Here is a 14,429-nt window from a genome sequence, read left to right as displayed (position 1 = left end):
GCTAGTTCATCAGCATTGTAGGCTGGGTGACCGGGAAGTTTACTCGCCCCTGTATTAACCATGCCTTATCATGTGGCGTAACCTCGATAAACCACGGCCCTTTGAGGTCATGATCTAACGCAACGGAGTAATTGCCATTGGCATCAGAGGTGACAAGTTTGGAAAAGTCTCGATTAGGTAGCGTGCGATGTGCAAATAAAATATTGAGTGCAGGGTAGTGAGCTAACTGGCCCTTATTTAGAGTGAAGTTGACTAGTTTTGCCTTTGACTCAATGTTGATTTCTAGCTCTAACTGCTTAGCAACGTTGAGTTTACTAATATCGATATTTATCCCTTTGCCTTTCTTATAATAATCTTCGGTAACCAGCGATACCGAATTATTTGAAAAGATGATAACCGTCACAATGGTCCAAGAAACGACAATTAGGGGTAAGATGATTAAGAACCACGGCCAGAACTGTTTATACCAAGGCTTTTCCATAAGCTTATTCTCAACAACCAGATAAGATAGCGTAGGGGCCTCAGAAACCTGAGGCGACAATGAGTCGCCTATCGCATCAACTCGGTGGGTGCCAAGTCAACACGATAGGTAACGATTATTTTTTATCAGGGTGACTTAGACTCCAGACGTAAGCCGCAACCAGTTGAACTTTATCGTCTCCCAAGATGTCTTTCCAGGCAGGCATGACGCCAGAGCGTCCATACATCACCGTTTTGGTAACATCAGCTCGTGTCCCACCAAACAACCAATATTGATCGGTTAGATCGGGGGCTCCAACTGCAGGGTTACCTTTACCATCGGTACCATGACATGCCGCGCAAACGACAAATCGTTTTTTACCTTCTGCAGCTTCACGGGCGTTTACAGAGCGGCCAGATAAGCTCAGTGTATAGCTAACCACTTCTTTCACACCTTGGTCACCCAATACCTCTTTCCAAGCAGGCATTTGACCAACCCGACCATTCCTAATGGTCTCTATGATGGCTTTAGGCTCACCACCATATAACCAGGCATCGTCAGTTAAGTTGGGGAAGCCCTTTTGACCACGAGCGTCAGAACCATGACATTGTGAGCAGTTTTGCAGAAATATACGTTGACCCACTTTTAATGCTTTTGGATTGTTTGCGATTTCTGGAAGCGTTAACAATGTTTTGCCGTCTTTTTGGTACGCGAGCTGTTTAAACTCTTTACCAAAATATTTATTGGCATCATCTAGCTCTTTCGCATACTGATTAAGTTGCTTTTCACTTTGTGCGTTTGCAATGGAAGACTTCGAGTCTTCAATAGATCGCACTTGTTGATCTGAACTGGTCCAGCCCAGAATACCTTTAAAGCTTCCTAAACCTGGGTACAATACTAGGTATATCGCCGAAAAAATAATGGTACAAACGAATAGGTAAGTCCACCACTTAGGTAAAGGGTTGTTCAATTCACGAATACCATCGTACTCGTGCCCCATATCTTCGCCTTCTTCGACATCAGATTGATTCTTAGAACACCAGCGTAGAAGCAAAGCACAACTGACAAGCGTACCGATAGTAATTACCGAAATCCAGATACTCCAGAAAGTACTCATTGCTTGTTCTCTCCTTCCTTAGTTGACTGTTCCTTTATTTGGTCCTTATGTGATTTTCTCTCTTCCTCATCGAAAATCATGTTGGCATCTTCCTCGAAGCGAGCTTTGCGCTTTTTGCCATAAGCCCACCAAACGATCCCAATGAAACAGACAAAAAGTAAGACTGTCCATATGCTATGAATAGTTCCGATATCCATATCTTTTCTCCTTACTTCATCGCATGGCCAAGTGATTGTAGGTAAGCGATGATGGCGTCCATTTCCGTTTTACCTTCAACTTCTTTTTGCGCGTTAGCGATTTGCTCATCCGTGTAGGGAATACCGAAATTATCACGGAAAATTTCCAACTTTTTCTGTGTTAATTTTCCATCGAGAACATTTTCAGCTAGCCAAGGGAAGCCTGGCATATTGGACTCGGGTACTAACTCTCGAGGATCGATGAGATGAACTCTGTGCCATTCATCAGAATATCGTCCACCGACGCGAGCTAAATCTGGGCCGGTACGTTTCGAGCCCCATAAGAATGGGTGCTCCCAAACGCTTTCACCAGCCACCGAGTAGTGTCCATATCGCTCGGTTTCAGCTCGAAATGGGCGGATCATTTGGCTGTGGCAAACGTTACATCCTTCACGAATATAAACGTCGCGCCCTTCCATTTGCAATGCGGTATAAGGTTTAAGACTTTCAAGTGGTTGCGTCGTCTGTTTTTGAAACATTAGTGGTGTAATCTCTACCAATGCACCAAAACTGATGGCAACAACAATAAGGATAGCTAAGAGGCCAACGTTTTTTTCTATGGCTTCGTGGCGATTATTTGAACTCATTTTTCACCTCCTTAAGCCGCTTGAGGGATAGCTTTCAAGCTATCACGTGGTGCAGATACAGTTTTGTATGCGTTGTATGCCATTAAGAACATGCCTGATAGGAAGATAAGCCCTCCAATAAAGCGCAATGTATAGAATGGATAAGACGCCGCAACAGATTCAACAAAGCTATACGTTAACGTTCCGTCTGAATTCACAGCGCGCCACATCAGCCCTTGCATAACACCAGAAATCCACATAGCCACGATATAAAGTACCGTACCCACTGTCGCTAACCAGAAATGGATGTTGATCAAGCGAATTGAGTACATTCGTTCTTGGCCAAATAATTTGGGTAGAAGGTGATATACCGAGCCAATCGAGACCATGGCAACCCAACCTAAAGCCCCAGAATGGACGTGTCCAATCGTCCAATCCGTATAGTGGGATAGGGCATTGACAGTTTTTATCGCCATCATTGGTCCTTCAAAGGTCGACATACCATAGAAAGACAGCGAAACAATTAAGAAGCGAAGGATAGGATCGTATCGAAGCTTATGCCAAGCACCCGATAAGGTCATGATCCCGTTTATCATGCCACCCCAAGACGGAGCAAACAAAACGAGAGACATCACCATGCCAAGAGACTGGGTCCAGTCTGGCAGAGCAGTGTAATGTAGATGGTGCGGGCCAGCCCAGATATACAGTGAAATCAGTGCCCAAAAGTGAATAATTGACAGGCGGTATGAGTATATTGGCCTATCGGCTTGTTTAGGTACGAAGTAATACATCATACCGAGGAAACCTGCGGTGAGCAGGAAGCCTACCGCATTGTGTCCATACCACCACTGAACCATGGCATCTACGGCACCAGCATACATAGAATAGGATTTACCTATATCTACTGGAATTGCCATGCTGTTGACGATATGCAAAACCGCTACCGTGATGATAAAAGCGCCAAAGAACCAGTTTGCTACGTAAATATGGGAGGTTTGGCGTTTGACAATTGTGCCAAAAAACACCACCGCATACGCCAGCCATACGACTGCGATAGCGATGTCGATTGGCCATTCCAGCTCTGCGTATTCTTTACCAGAAGTCCAACCCATAGGTAAGGTGATGGCGGCGGACACAATAATGGCTTGCCAACCCCAAAATGTTAATGGTACGAGAAACCCACCAAACAATTTGGTTCTACAGGTTCGTTGCACAACGTAATAAGAAGTGGCGAATAAGGCACTAGTACCGAATGCGAAAATAACCGCGTTGGTATGAAGTGGGCGGAGGCGACTGTAAGTCAACCAAGGGGTATCAAAGTTTAGCTGAGGCCAAACTAATTGGGCGGCAATCAAAACACCAACGGACATACCAAAGATTCCCCAGAGAATAGTCACTAGGGTAAACTGACGTACGACCGTATAGTTGTAGTTTTGCTCGAGCTGCGTTTCATGGCTCATGTTGCATGTTTCCATTTTCTAATTAACTACACTTTACTTCCGACACGACTGATGTCGTAATATCGCAGAAAATCGGCGGTATAAATGAACTTTGCTTCCCTAGTTATTTATACGGTTGATTTATAATTTACGATACATTCAACGTAAAACTATACGTTAATAAACCGATTAATGACAGGGAAATAACCATGTTAGGATTATGGTTATGCTCCTTATATTTCAAAAATTTGAAGTTTGTAGCATGGGAGAAAATTTAGCATGCCAGCGCAAAAACTCACTAAAGGCCGTTTAGCGCAGATATCGCTGATGTTAGTGGTACTTTTAGTCGCTTTTTTCTGGAGAACGTTCAGTTACGATCAAGTTGAAAAGTTGCGATGCAACATAAATTCAAGTTGCGATTTTAGTGTAAACAATTATTACGGTACGGTTATTTCGGGTAACGATGGCTCAATTTTTATCAAGTCTACATCACCTTTTTCTATCACCACTCAAGAGCCAAATGTAGAAATAGAGAAAATTGATACTGGCTGGATGATAAGCTATCCAAATGATACAAAGTCGCTAAACTTAGAAATCGCTGCAAGTGCTGAGAAGGAAAACACCGCTAAATTGTCCTTATCTATTGAGTTGGAAGCCCCAGTAGCACAAAAGAAGAAATTCGCCAGTAAATAACCACAAATTTGCCTTTCTAAGAACTAGCTATCTATCAATATGCTCATTTCTTCTCTGAGCATATTCACGACTTTGCTAAAAATGTCGCGTTTCGACTCAAAATACATACTAATGTCAGTTCTTACCGTACGTTAACAAAAGCTCAACCGCAAAGGTATTCCGAGCCTACGTCCAACAATTCACCTTAATTGATTGAAAATGAATATTTTGCAGTATATGTTGGTGTTTAATTCGCACTTATGACCAAGAAGCCTCCACAGGCTGAACTCAGCTTAGTTTTTGTGGTTTGCATTTTGAAAAATTAGGTGCGATTTTGTTTTATAGAAGGGGATGTTTATGTTGGTCAGTGTCGAGTATGCGACATTATTTGGATCTTACTGTGATGAACTAGCGGCGATGGAGTTGGATGTGGAATTTCGCCAGCCGAGCGATGATATCTACCAATCTCGCGGGCAAGTTTGTATTATCAATTTGCCATCTGACCAGCAGGATGAGTTACTACAAAAAATACATCACTCCGAATTTGGATGGACATGGCGTATCTACACGTTTAAACCAAGCGTGTTGAGTCCTTACCTTTCTGATGGCTTACTGTCTAAGCAAAAAGTTCGCCCGATTTCAGGCAAACTTAATTACTTACAAGCTGAACCCAAAGATAAACTGCTCGCCTATTTATGGCTAGACTCCGATCGAACACTGAGCCCTAAAAAAGATCTTGGGCAGAAAGAGTTATATCGCTATCCGCTACTGGATATCTATCACAATCAAGAAAGAACACCTTTTCGATATCTGCATAGAATGATTCAGCTCGATATTATGTCAGTCGCGAGATGCGTGGATCGCGTTCGCTACTGTGAGCGATGTGCTTCTGGTCATTTAAACTATGTTGATTCATGTCCTTCGTGCAGTGATATTGACATTGTCTCTTACGACGCTTTGCATTGTTTCACCTGTGGCCACGTAGATGACGCCAGTGCATTCATGAAAACTCAATCTATGCAGTGTCCAACATGCAAAACACTTCTCAAGCACATTGGTGTTGACTATGACCGCCCATTAGAAATGCACCATTGCAATGGCTGCAAAAACGAATTCGCTGAAGCAAATGTCATTGCAAAATGTCTAAGCTGCGATCACGTCAATGACACACATAAACTACAGGCACAAACTTTTTACTCTTATACGGTTGGTGAAAACGCACAACGATTTTTGTTTGAGGAGCAGCTCAATCCAAACTATAACATCCAGCTAAAAGGCACGACCAATGTCACCGCATTTGAAGCCGCTTTATCTTGGAAAAATCAGTTATCTATAAGGCATGAACAAAAAGACCTTCTCATTGGTTTAAAAATTGAGAATTCTGATGGCTATATTAAAGCCTTTGGTGATGTGGCATACATTGAATTAATCGTTCAACTGTCTGAACATTTGGAGAAACTGTTTAGGAATACTGACTTAAGTTGCCAATATGGCGATGATTTGATTTTTGTGTTGTTACCCCATTTTGAATATGAGTTTTTGGAAGTGGTATACATGCGACTGGAAGAGTTTGGTACTTTGATTGAATCAGATTTAGTTGAGTTAAGAGTAAAACACTGGCAACTTCCCGACTCTTCCCTTGTTGATGTAAAACAGTGGATGAAAAATCGTACAAGTGAGCTAAATGATTGATTTTCTGGGCTACCTTTCTTATGGAGTTAGAGACTTATTTGGTCAGATAACGGCCAATGTTGATATTGTCGTGGCATTTTTTCCAATGATCCTTATCGCCGAGTCGCCATTGATTCTGCTAATGATCATTGGGATTTTTCGCTGGCACTGGAAAAATAAAACCACTGATTTGCCGCATACTCCATCCATTAGTTTCATCATCACTTGTTATGGAGAAGGGAACGCCATTCGTTCCACTATTGATACCTTAGTTGAGCAACATTACCCGGGTCACATTGAAGTTCTTGCTGTGGTCGATGGCGCTGTACAAAATCAGCATACCTATCAAGCCGCGATGAAAGCTTATCATGACTATAAGCACCGTAAGGATAGGGTAGTGAAGGTTATTCCAAAATGGCAACGCGGGGGCCGAGTTTCAACACTCAACACCGGGTTGCTCAAGGCACGGCATGAACTTGTCATCAATGTAGATGGTGACACATCGTTTGATAACAATATGGCGCTGGTTATGGCGCAGCAATTTAGAGACAAAAATGTGATTGCATCAGGTGGGGCACTTCGCGTTCGCAATGCTCGCAAAAACATTCTCACCAGAATGCAAGCCCTGGAATACATGATGTCTATGCAAGGCGGAAAAACAGGCACAACACAATTTGGTTTGCTGAATAATATTTCCGGTGCGTTTGGCGCGTTTCGAAAAAAAGTGTTGCAACGAGCCGGTGGTTGGGACACGCATACTGCGGAAGACTTAGACTTAACCATGCGGTTAAAGCAATATAAAGGCCGATATCGAAGTACCAAACTTGCGTTCACGCCACACGCCATTGGTCACACTGACGCACCCGAAACGGTGAAGGACTTCATATTGCAGCGATTAAGATGGGATGGCGACTTAATGTTTTTATACGTTAGAAAACATATTAAAGGTCTGTCACCTAAGCTATTAGGTTGGCCCGTATTTTTGTACACGCTCATTTATGGCGTGCTGAAAAACGTCATTTTGCCCATCATCGTTATTTGGTATCTAATTCATATTGTGGTTTCATATCCAACTGTTCTTGCTGTTACCGCAGCTGTCTTGATCTACTCGGTCTATTTACTTGTTGTCTTACTAAAATTTACTATCTATTGGGTGCTGATTTCGGAAAGGAAGGCGAACGATATTAAGTTGTCTGGGTGGCTATTTTTATATCCAATCTACGCATTATTTTCTCGGTTTATTACCGCATTTTCAATTTTCAATGAAGTGATTAGACGCTCTCATGAAGAGTCTAGTATGGCACCATGGTGGGTGCTGAAGAGAGGGAAGAAGTTTTGAAAGTTAGATTTATGCTCGATAAGCAAAAAAGTCCGACTTCTGAAAAAGGAGTAAAGGTCGCCTACGGACAGGCAAAGCGCACCGGATATCGATTGCGTTGGTTCTTACTACTCGCTGCAATTCTTGCTCCTGCATTGCTCACTATTTATTGGTTATTACGTCCGCAAATTTTTACTATTGCACCTGGTATTGTCACCTATCAACCGATAAATATTGTTGCCCCTGAATCAAGCACGATAAGTGAAATGTACGTACAAGTAGGAGATACGGTCAAAAAAGGTCAACCACTTTTCCTATTACAAAACAAACTATTAGAAGAACAGATCAACTACCTAGAAACAGAAATAAAATCCTTACGAGGATATGGCTTGAATCGGGAACGAAACGAGGTGGCATTGTATACTAAAGCGAAGAATAACGCCGAAAAGAACTTTTCGGAAATGGTCGCTATAAAGAAAAAATATGACAAATACTTTAAACAAGGCCATGTCAGTGCGGCAGATTATGCATCAGTATTGAACAACTATTACACAACAGAAGTTCAGCTGTCAGATGCCACCTTACAGCTGCAAAGAGCCAAAATGCGCGGTGCCGATGAGGATTATGTAGGCAACCTATCAAATATTGTGCGTAATCTTCAGCTTGAGCTAACGATGAAAAAAGGCCTAGAGGCCTTATTACTGGTTAAAGCGCCATTCGATGGGCAAGTGATCAATGAAGTAGGGAGAGTAGGAGAGCGAGTAGAAGCCTCAACTGACGTGATGACATTTTCGCGGGCAGATCAACCACCTGAAATTGATGCGTATTTAGATGCGAAGTACATTGAAAAAGCAAAAGTAGGCGAGGTTGCAACGGTTAAACTGCCAAACGGAAAAAATTACTTAGCGAAAGTGTCTAAACCCACCCAGCTTGCACTTAAAATTCCTACTCAGTTAGCCAAGCCATTTGAAGGGCGACGTGCATTAATGAAAGTGACGTTGTCATTTACAGATGACACACTCAATAAAAATATGCTGATTGAAGGCATGCCAGTAGAAGTCTATTTCTAATGTGAAAAGAGCCAGGCAAAACCTGGCTCTTTTACACTCAAATACCTGTCCACAGCATCACGGCACAAGCCATGGTCAGCAGCCCCATTGTTCCATTAAACAGTCTCCAATGTTTCTCATCGCGCATCACCTTGGCAACTTGGCTCCCTAGCACCATCCACACACCCGAGGTAAAGGTGCCTGACCATGCATAAATACTAGAAACAATCAGTACAGATAGCCAATAGTCGTTCCCTTGAATGGTGTAGCCAGACATCACGGTTAACGTCAATATCCAACCTTTAGGGTTTAAAAACTGCAACAATACGGACTCTCTAAGGTATAGGGGGCGTGAACGGCTGGTTTGTTTTTCTGGCTTTCCTTTTCTAAACAACTTTAGCCCGAGCCATGTAAGGTAAAGCGTTCCGACAATTTTGATCAACAGAGGAATAGAAGGAAACTCGGCAAACAGTTGGTTAATACCCAGCGCTTCCAACACCATGATGATGTAGCAGCCTACCGCAATCCCAAATAAGTGAGGTAGGGTGCGCTTTATACCGAAGTTCGCTCCAGATGCAGTAACCATAACAACGTTTGGACCAGGGGTTATGGTTGAAACGAACATGAATACTAGTAAAGATAAATAGTGAATAGAGTCCATACGACATACAGAAAGTGTGACAAAGCAGCATTCTGGTATAGAAAACTTTAAGAGTAAAGCGAATCAATGTAATCGCCTTATTAAAAATAAAGCGACTTAAAATACATGTCGGTTTTTCTCTCTTCGTGACAGCGTCACTTATGAGTGAGCTTTATCAATATTCTTTTTGGCTAAACGGTGACCAATATCAAATGCATAGGACTCTTCATCAAAAATAGCGATGCCTTCTGTTCGCTCGTTCATCACTGTGGCGCACATCGAGGCATAATATCCGCGATTATTAGCCGGACCTACAAAAGAAAATGACACTTTGTATCCATCTTGCTCTTCAACAAACTCCGCATCAACTTGATAGTCTACGTCTCTATGGTTGCCAGTTTCAGAATTAATCATAATTAGGTCTCCAGTAATTTACGTGCACACTGTCTTAACTAAAAGTATAAATCGAACAATGGGGTGGCGACCACATCAGTGTCACAAACTCGTACTCTTTAGACCCAAATATAACACTTTGATTATGTTTGTTTTCTTATTAAAAGAGCACAAATAGGGTTAGGTAGAGCAGATATAGTAGGAGCGTTGGAAGAATCCGCTCTATGGGCAATAAAAAGTAATAATGATTCCATCGACGATTTTAAGGTTTTTGACATCAACAAGAAGATTATCAACCTTTATCTAGTTATATCTAAAAAACTCGATAACTCGAAAGAACAAATCGAACGGTTTAACACTGGGTTAAACAAGATCAAATCAACGGGTCAATATGAAGAAATAAAGCAAGACTACTTTTCCAAGTAGAGAATGCAGCAAGACCCTATCTCAGTATTGCTGTCGTAAAGAGAGTAGCTCCAATTCAGCGTTACTTTTTAATGTTGCGAGCACAGAGAGCTTTTGATACCCATCGTGATTGCTGCTGACATTAGCTTTAACTAGGTCACCTTTTAGCGTTAAATCGTGGATTTTTAGGTTATATCCAAGATATTCACTATCGACATGAGTGATTGCTTGTCTTTCGGCATCGTATCTAAAAGTAGACAGGTAATAATAGTTAACACCGTCTCCCGGTGAATGCGTCAACACGGTTGTATATGAACAATCATTGATGGGTGATCCGATAAAGTGTTTGCTATCGAGTGAGAGAAAACCTGTTCCATCACTGTTATTTTTGTATTGGCCAAGCAACTGGCTATTTTCAAAATCCACTTGATTAAGATGAACAGAAATATCACTGTCTGGGATCGTCAATACGACGGGCTCTCTAAGTTCCATATTCATGGAATGGCCTATGGTCTCAATGGGTTGATAGGGCAGGTTTTTTATTCTTTCATTATGATCGTTAAAAATCGAGTAAAAACGAAAATAAACAATGAATACAACAATACTCAATAGAAACAACAGAGACCAAAAGTAAACGCCTATTGAAGAATTATGCTCAGTGGCTTTTCCCATGTTATTAACCTAACCAATCATTGTATTTTTATACACTAAGATGTTATCTAGCGCATATGAACTCTATTTATTATTGATAAAAATATAGACCATGGGTGAAGAGATCGGAAACTGGATTTTAGATTAAATTTATGAAGAATCGATAACTATCTGATAACCATAGATCGAATGTTGTCTTAGAAAATATTGGATGTATAGGGGCCCTGAGTGGCCCCGATAAGAAGAGCAAAGCATCGATATGTGTGCACCGTGAATTATGTTTACGAATCAGTTAATCACTGCGTTCAGATTTCTAATAAATGCTTCTGTTTCCGGTGTTTTTTTACAAATTACACTATCGTTATGAACCTCAACTGGGTTGTCTTTATCGAAAGACAAAGGCTGAATACCCATTTCATCAAAAGCAGTGTACATATCAGGCGTATAATCGATAATTGCATCAAGGCGACCACTTTGTAACTTTTTAATATTTTGTTCCATCGATTTTGTTAAGATAAGCTTGACGCCCGAATCATCTACTTTCTTGCCATATGGGAAACCAGCTCTAGCACCCACTTTTTTTCCAACCAATTGTGCTAAATCAGTGATGCTGTCACTGCCGTGGGGAGTAAATATATATACTTTAGCGATACTCATGGGTTTGCTGACGATAATTCCAGCAACATCCCAATCAGGGTAAAAGTTTGCGTTTTTATTAGCAGGGGACAAACAACCATTTGAACTTTGGTTAAACGTGTTTTCAGCTCGAATGGCTGGCAGTTCTTTCAATTGGGCATCTGGAACTTTCTTGATAATAACATCGTACTCACCACTCATGTCCTTGTTATGTAGTCCTGGTATATCAATGGCAAACACGTCGACAGCACAAGCAGGAAATGCTGATATCGCTAATATTGAAATGACTATATTTTTAAACACAATGCTCTCCTTGCACTGAATTCTAGCTGTCTAAAAAGCATAGTCGTTAATTTCTAACAAAGCTGCCCAATGGTCTAGCGGGCAGGGGAGATAGGTAAGGATTACGGACTTTTGCTCTTCCAATCTTCTATGCCATATTTATTGAGAATCTGTTGAAGCTCTCCTGAACGACGCAATTCCTGCACCTCTTGGCTAAATTGCCGAGCCAGTTCTTTTGACTCGGGAAGTACTGGAGAAAACCCTATCATCGCGGGAACTGTACCCAAGCAACCGACCACCTTAAACTGACCAACTAGGCCGGCGTTTTCTAGATAGTGGGATACAACGGAACGATCTTCTACAACAACATCTATTCGCCCAGCTTCCAACATTCTAAAAAGGCGCTTCAGTATATTTTCTTCACTACCTGAAATAGCGATTACATTACCGGAATGGTTCTTCGCTACATAGTCGTCAATCACACCATATGTATAACTACTGATTACTCCTAGCTTTACCGCAACCAAAGAAGAAACCTCTTTGAACTTCCAACCGTTATCATTCTGCGCATAAAAACAATTGCTTACTTGACCGATGCTTTCTGTAGGGTAAATCAAGTTCGGAGCATCACTAACGAGCAGCCCCACTAAAGCAGTATATACACCTCGTTCGGTATCAAGTATTTGCCGGCTAAAGGGTGGTGTTTTATAGGTTATTTGGTATCCCATTTGTTCAAATGCTCTATCAACAATCTCGATACTAAAACCGGGGCGATTATCATCCACCGTGTCGTCCTTTTCAAATATGTATGGCCGCCAATCACCCGTTGCAAAGATAAGAGGCTTCGCCTGTAAACCTAAACAGAAAAGAAACAAAAGGCTTAAAGAAATACGGTATATCATAAGGTCGGACCTAAAACGCAGTTGATTAGGAAAGTATAGTTTTAGATCACGCGTTACAGGTTAGAACTTCGGTTCTTTTAGCTCTCGCCAAACGGTAAGCGACAATGTACTGAAACTACTTGATATTATTTAAACGTGACCATGTCACATTACTATCCTCCGTGCCTAAACCATTTTCTGATTGGCTTTTTAATTCTCAATGCATACATATAACCTATATTTTTACTGATGTATTTCGCTACATAGCCTGTGGAAGCAGTCAATGTATTCGTGTTTTAAACGGAATTCGTAAGGGATGGTTTTTATTGACGAATATTTGAGCGACAAACGGAGAAATTCAGAGAAAACAAATTTGGTGTGTTTACGGTCAAAAGCAACAAAAGGTGAGGGTGCTTGATCTTATGATTTTAATTATGTTTAAGGGTAGGGGCTTATAATGTCCTGATTTTGAGAATGAAGTAAAGTAGGAAGGAAATAAATTAAATAATTGAGCTAGGTTTAAATGACTATCCAACAGAAATGTAATGCATGATATGTCGCGCTTTTTATTACTTTGTGCTTTATCCGTTTCTTTTCTCACCTACGGAAAGGAAGTTGTTACTTTGGCTACAAGTGAATGGACTCCATATCAGTCTAAAAGACTTAAACATGATGGTTTTGTAACGCAAATCGTTGTCGAGGCTTTTGAAAAAGAAGGCTACGAGGTTGAGCTCGCTTACTTACCATGGGTTCGTGGATACGAACTGGTGAAACAAGGAAAACTGGATGGTACCTTCATCTGGGCTTTTTCAAAAGAGCGTGAGAAAGACTTTTTGTTTTCAGAGCCCGTTATTCACTTAGCCTTGTCCATCTTTCATCGCTCAAATATGCAACTCAACTGGAATAATCCAAGTGATTTTTCTCAGTACAGAATTGGCGGGCAAATTGGTTTTGATTATGGCTTATCAGAGTTAGAAAAAAATGAAACATTAACAATTTTTAGAATTGCCAATGCAGAGGGAAACTATCACAAACTAACAAATAATAGACTTGATATAATCCTTGATTTTACAGATGTCGGATATCACTTAATTAATAAGCTGGGTTTGACAGGTCAAATTACTGCGTCTCCGAAGCCACTTAACACTAGAGCATATTCACTGTTAATATCTAAACAGTCTCCTCGGGCGAGAGAACTCATTAACGCTTTCAACCGAGGGATTAAAAAGATGCGAGATAGCGCTCAAATTGAAAAATATAAACAAGCTTCTCAACGTGGAGAGTATCTCAAACCTAAGTGATTTTTGAACAAACCAAAAGCAGACTCAGTTTTACTAAACCTCAGGTTCATTACTCAGATGGGTATCGGCGGTTACCAGGTTTTCCACACAAATGATGAACTAAGGACGAGGCACCAAATTCACGTAACCGGTTCATTAAACGTTGAACTTGTCGAACACTTAAGCCAAGAAGCTCAGCAGCATCACATCGACGAAGTCGACGGTCACACACATCTTGGATGACTTTAAAACGATTAATATCATGTTCACTCATAGTTATCAGCATGTCTTGAAACCTTAGCCAAAGAAACCTGTAACTAGAAACGTAGACTAGAGTGACTTTTTAATCTGGCTAAATAGTGACATTACTACTTTGGGCCTACATACCTCACTGCGTATTATGTATGTTATGTTAAATTACAAGGAGATTTACCGATGTTCGCTTCCCCTCTAGAGGTAAACTTTCAACCCATTAAACATAACAATGATTTACCATAAAATATATAATTTACATTAATAATCAATAGCTTATGTTTTCAACATCAGATATTGATTATAAGGAAATTAACTCTGCCTGGTGTATGGATAGCTTGCTAAAGCTCGAGGTTTTCAAGGAAACTGACAGTTCTTGCGCTCGGTGTTGTGCTTGAGAAATCACATACCCAAGAGCTGCCCGGATCAGGCTTATAACCTTGATCTAACAGTTACCAGTTTTATACAGGTGCCCTGTTAG

The 14,429-nt window shown here is 41.0% G+C and carries 17 protein-coding genes; 6 read left to right on the top strand and 11 right to left on the bottom strand.

The window, feature by feature from the left end; translation table 11 throughout:
• Nucleotide 1: 1 nt before the first annotated feature.
• The 5 genes from M9194_RS17745 to ccoN form a co-directional block, all read right to left on the bottom strand.
• Nucleotides 2-481: a FixH family protein gene (locus tag M9194_RS17745; RefSeq protein ID WP_250614094.1), complete on the bottom strand. Its 480-nt coding sequence runs from the start codon at nt 479-481 to the stop codon at nt 2-4.
• Between the two features lie 115 nt (nt 482-596).
• Nucleotides 597-1,577: a cytochrome-c oxidase, cbb3-type subunit III gene (gene ccoP / locus M9194_RS17740; RefSeq protein WP_250614030.1), complete on the bottom strand. Its 981-nt coding sequence runs from the start codon at nt 1,575-1,577 to the stop codon at nt 597-599.
• A complete protein-coding gene (locus M9194_RS17735; RefSeq protein ID WP_250614029.1) occupies nt 1,574-1,774 on the bottom strand; it encodes a cbb3-type cytochrome oxidase subunit 3 in 201 nt (66 codons plus the stop codon). Before M9194_RS17735 ends, ccoP begins: the two co-directional genes overlap by 4 nt.
• A gap of 11 nt (nt 1,775-1,785) precedes the next feature.
• Nucleotides 1,786-2,400, bottom strand: coding sequence for a cytochrome-c oxidase, cbb3-type subunit II (ccoO, locus tag M9194_RS17730; RefSeq protein WP_250614028.1), 615 nt, complete (start codon nt 2,398-2,400; stop codon nt 1,786-1,788).
• A gap of 11 nt (nt 2,401-2,411) precedes the next feature.
• On the bottom strand, nt 2,412-3,839 hold the full coding sequence (gene ccoN / locus M9194_RS17725) for a cytochrome-c oxidase, cbb3-type subunit I (RefSeq protein ID WP_250614027.1): 1,428 nt from the start codon (nt 3,837-3,839) through the stop codon (nt 2,412-2,414).
• 258 nt (nt 3,840-4,097) lie between these two features.
• Here ccoN and M9194_RS17720 point away from each other — a divergent pair, with 258 nt between their 5' ends.
• The 4 genes from M9194_RS17720 to M9194_RS17705 all read left to right on the top strand — a co-directional run bounded on the left by M9194_RS17720 (nt 4,098) and on the right by M9194_RS17705 (nt 8,549).
• Entirely contained in the window at nt 4,098-4,511 is a 414-nt protein-coding gene (locus tag M9194_RS17720) for a hypothetical protein (RefSeq protein ID WP_250614026.1), read from the top strand.
• 336 nt (nt 4,512-4,847) lie between these two features.
• Complete coding sequence (locus M9194_RS17715) at nt 4,848-6,182, top strand: TackOD1 domain-containing metal-binding protein (protein WP_250614025.1); 1,335 nt, start codon at nt 4,848-4,850, stop codon at nt 6,180-6,182.
• Nucleotides 6,175-7,500 carry a glycosyltransferase family 2 protein gene (locus M9194_RS17710; RefSeq protein WP_431769421.1) on the top strand — a complete coding sequence of 442 codons (1,326 nt, stop codon included), beginning with the start codon at nt 6,175-6,177 and terminating at the stop codon, nt 7,498-7,500. Before M9194_RS17715 ends, M9194_RS17710 begins: the two co-directional genes overlap by 8 nt.
• Entirely contained in the window at nt 7,497-8,549 is a 1,053-nt protein-coding gene (locus M9194_RS17705) for an HlyD family secretion protein (RefSeq protein ID WP_250614024.1), read from the top strand. Before M9194_RS17710 ends, M9194_RS17705 begins: the two co-directional genes overlap by 4 nt.
• A gap of 37 nt (nt 8,550-8,586) precedes the next feature.
• On the opposite strand, the gene M9194_RS17700 is transcribed toward M9194_RS17705, so the two are convergent.
• Together M9194_RS17700 and M9194_RS17695 are read right to left on the bottom strand one after the other, a co-directional pair.
• Nucleotides 8,587-9,153, bottom strand: coding sequence for a LysE family translocator (locus M9194_RS17700; protein ID WP_250614023.1), 567 nt, complete (start codon nt 9,151-9,153; stop codon nt 8,587-8,589).
• Between the two features lie 174 nt (nt 9,154-9,327).
• Entirely contained in the window at nt 9,328-9,582 is a 255-nt protein-coding gene (locus M9194_RS17695) for a hypothetical protein (RefSeq protein ID WP_250614022.1), read from the bottom strand.
• A gap of 186 nt (nt 9,583-9,768) precedes the next feature.
• On the opposite strand from M9194_RS17695, the gene M9194_RS17690 reads away from it, so the two are divergent.
• Nucleotides 9,769-9,987 (top strand): type 2 periplasmic-binding domain-containing protein, encoded by a 219-nt coding sequence (locus M9194_RS17690; protein WP_250614021.1) that lies wholly within the window; start codon nt 9,769-9,771, stop codon nt 9,985-9,987.
• A 21-nt stretch (nt 9,988-10,008) separates the two neighbouring features.
• Here the strand turns inward: M9194_RS17690 and M9194_RS17685 are convergent, their stop codons facing one another.
• The 3 genes from M9194_RS17685 to M9194_RS17675 all read right to left on the bottom strand — a co-directional run bounded on the left by M9194_RS17685 (nt 10,009) and on the right by M9194_RS17675 (nt 12,437).
• Nucleotides 10,009-10,638: a hypothetical protein gene (locus M9194_RS17685; RefSeq protein WP_250614020.1), complete on the bottom strand. Its 630-nt coding sequence runs from the start codon at nt 10,636-10,638 to the stop codon at nt 10,009-10,011.
• 267 nt (nt 10,639-10,905) lie between these two features.
• A complete protein-coding gene (locus tag M9194_RS21775; protein ID WP_250614019.1) occupies nt 10,906-11,556 on the bottom strand; it encodes a transporter substrate-binding domain-containing protein in 651 nt (216 codons plus the stop codon).
• 101 nt (nt 11,557-11,657) lie between these two features.
• A complete protein-coding gene (locus M9194_RS17675; protein WP_250614018.1) occupies nt 11,658-12,437 on the bottom strand; it encodes a substrate-binding periplasmic protein in 780 nt (259 codons plus the stop codon).
• Nucleotides 12,438-12,961: 524 nt separating this feature from the next.
• On the opposite strand from M9194_RS17675, the gene M9194_RS17670 reads away from it, so the two are divergent.
• Complete coding sequence (locus M9194_RS17670) at nt 12,962-13,717, top strand: substrate-binding periplasmic protein (RefSeq protein WP_250614017.1); 756 nt, start codon at nt 12,962-12,964, stop codon at nt 13,715-13,717.
• A 49-nt stretch (nt 13,718-13,766) separates the two neighbouring features.
• On the opposite strand, the gene M9194_RS17665 is transcribed toward M9194_RS17670, so the two are convergent.
• Entirely contained in the window at nt 13,767-13,982 is a 216-nt protein-coding gene (locus tag M9194_RS17665; protein WP_250614016.1) for a helix-turn-helix domain-containing protein, read from the bottom strand.
• Between the last annotated feature and the right edge of the window lie 447 nt (nt 13,983-14,429).

This window comes from Vibrio sinus, from assembly GCF_023634645.1.
In the GTDB taxonomy this organism is placed as follows: Bacteria; Pseudomonadota; Gammaproteobacteria; order Enterobacterales; family Vibrionaceae; genus Vibrio; species Vibrio sinus.
The sequence above is the reverse complement of the archived record's forward strand: the minus strand, read 5'-3'. Positions and strand labels throughout refer to the sequence as shown.

Coding starts and splice junctions, on each gene's coding strand:
- M9194_RS17745 (WP_250614094.1), bottom strand. CDS start 481: ATGGAAAAGCCTTGGTATAAACAGTTCTGGCCGTGGTTCTTAATCATC.
- ccoP (WP_250614030.1), bottom strand. CDS start 1,577: ATGAGTACTTTCTGGAGTATCTGGATTTCGGTAATTACTATCGGTACG.
- M9194_RS17735 (WP_250614029.1), bottom strand. CDS start 1,774: ATGGATATCGGAACTATTCATAGCATATGGACAGTCTTACTTTTTGTC.
- ccoO (WP_250614028.1), bottom strand. CDS start 2,400: ATGAGTTCAAATAATCGCCACGAAGCCATAGAAAAAAACGTTGGCCTC.
- ccoN (WP_250614027.1), bottom strand. CDS start 3,839: ATGAGCCATGAAACGCAGCTCGAGCAAAACTACAACTATACGGTCGTA.
- M9194_RS17720 (WP_250614026.1), top strand. CDS start 4,098: ATGCCAGCGCAAAAACTCACTAAAGGCCGTTTAGCGCAGATATCGCTG.
- M9194_RS17715 (WP_250614025.1), top strand. CDS start 4,848: ATGTTGGTCAGTGTCGAGTATGCGACATTATTTGGATCTTACTGTGAT.
- M9194_RS17710 (WP_431769421.1), top strand. CDS start 6,175: ATGATTGATTTTCTGGGCTACCTTTCTTATGGAGTTAGAGACTTATTT.
- M9194_RS17700 (WP_250614023.1), bottom strand. CDS start 9,153: ATGTTCGTTTCAACCATAACCCCTGGTCCAAACGTTGTTATGGTTACT.
- M9194_RS17695 (WP_250614022.1), bottom strand. CDS start 9,582: ATGATTAATTCTGAAACTGGCAACCATAGAGACGTAGACTATCAAGTT.
- M9194_RS17685 (WP_250614020.1), bottom strand. CDS start 10,638: ATGGGAAAAGCCACTGAGCATAATTCTTCAATAGGCGTTTACTTTTGG.
- M9194_RS17675 (WP_250614018.1), bottom strand. CDS start 12,437: ATGATATACCGTATTTCTTTAAGCCTTTTGTTTCTTTTCTGTTTAGGT.
- M9194_RS17670 (WP_250614017.1), top strand. CDS start 12,962: ATGCATGATATGTCGCGCTTTTTATTACTTTGTGCTTTATCCGTTTCT.
- M9194_RS17665 (WP_250614016.1), bottom strand. CDS start 13,982: ATGCTGATAACTATGAGTGAACATGATATTAATCGTTTTAAAGTCATC.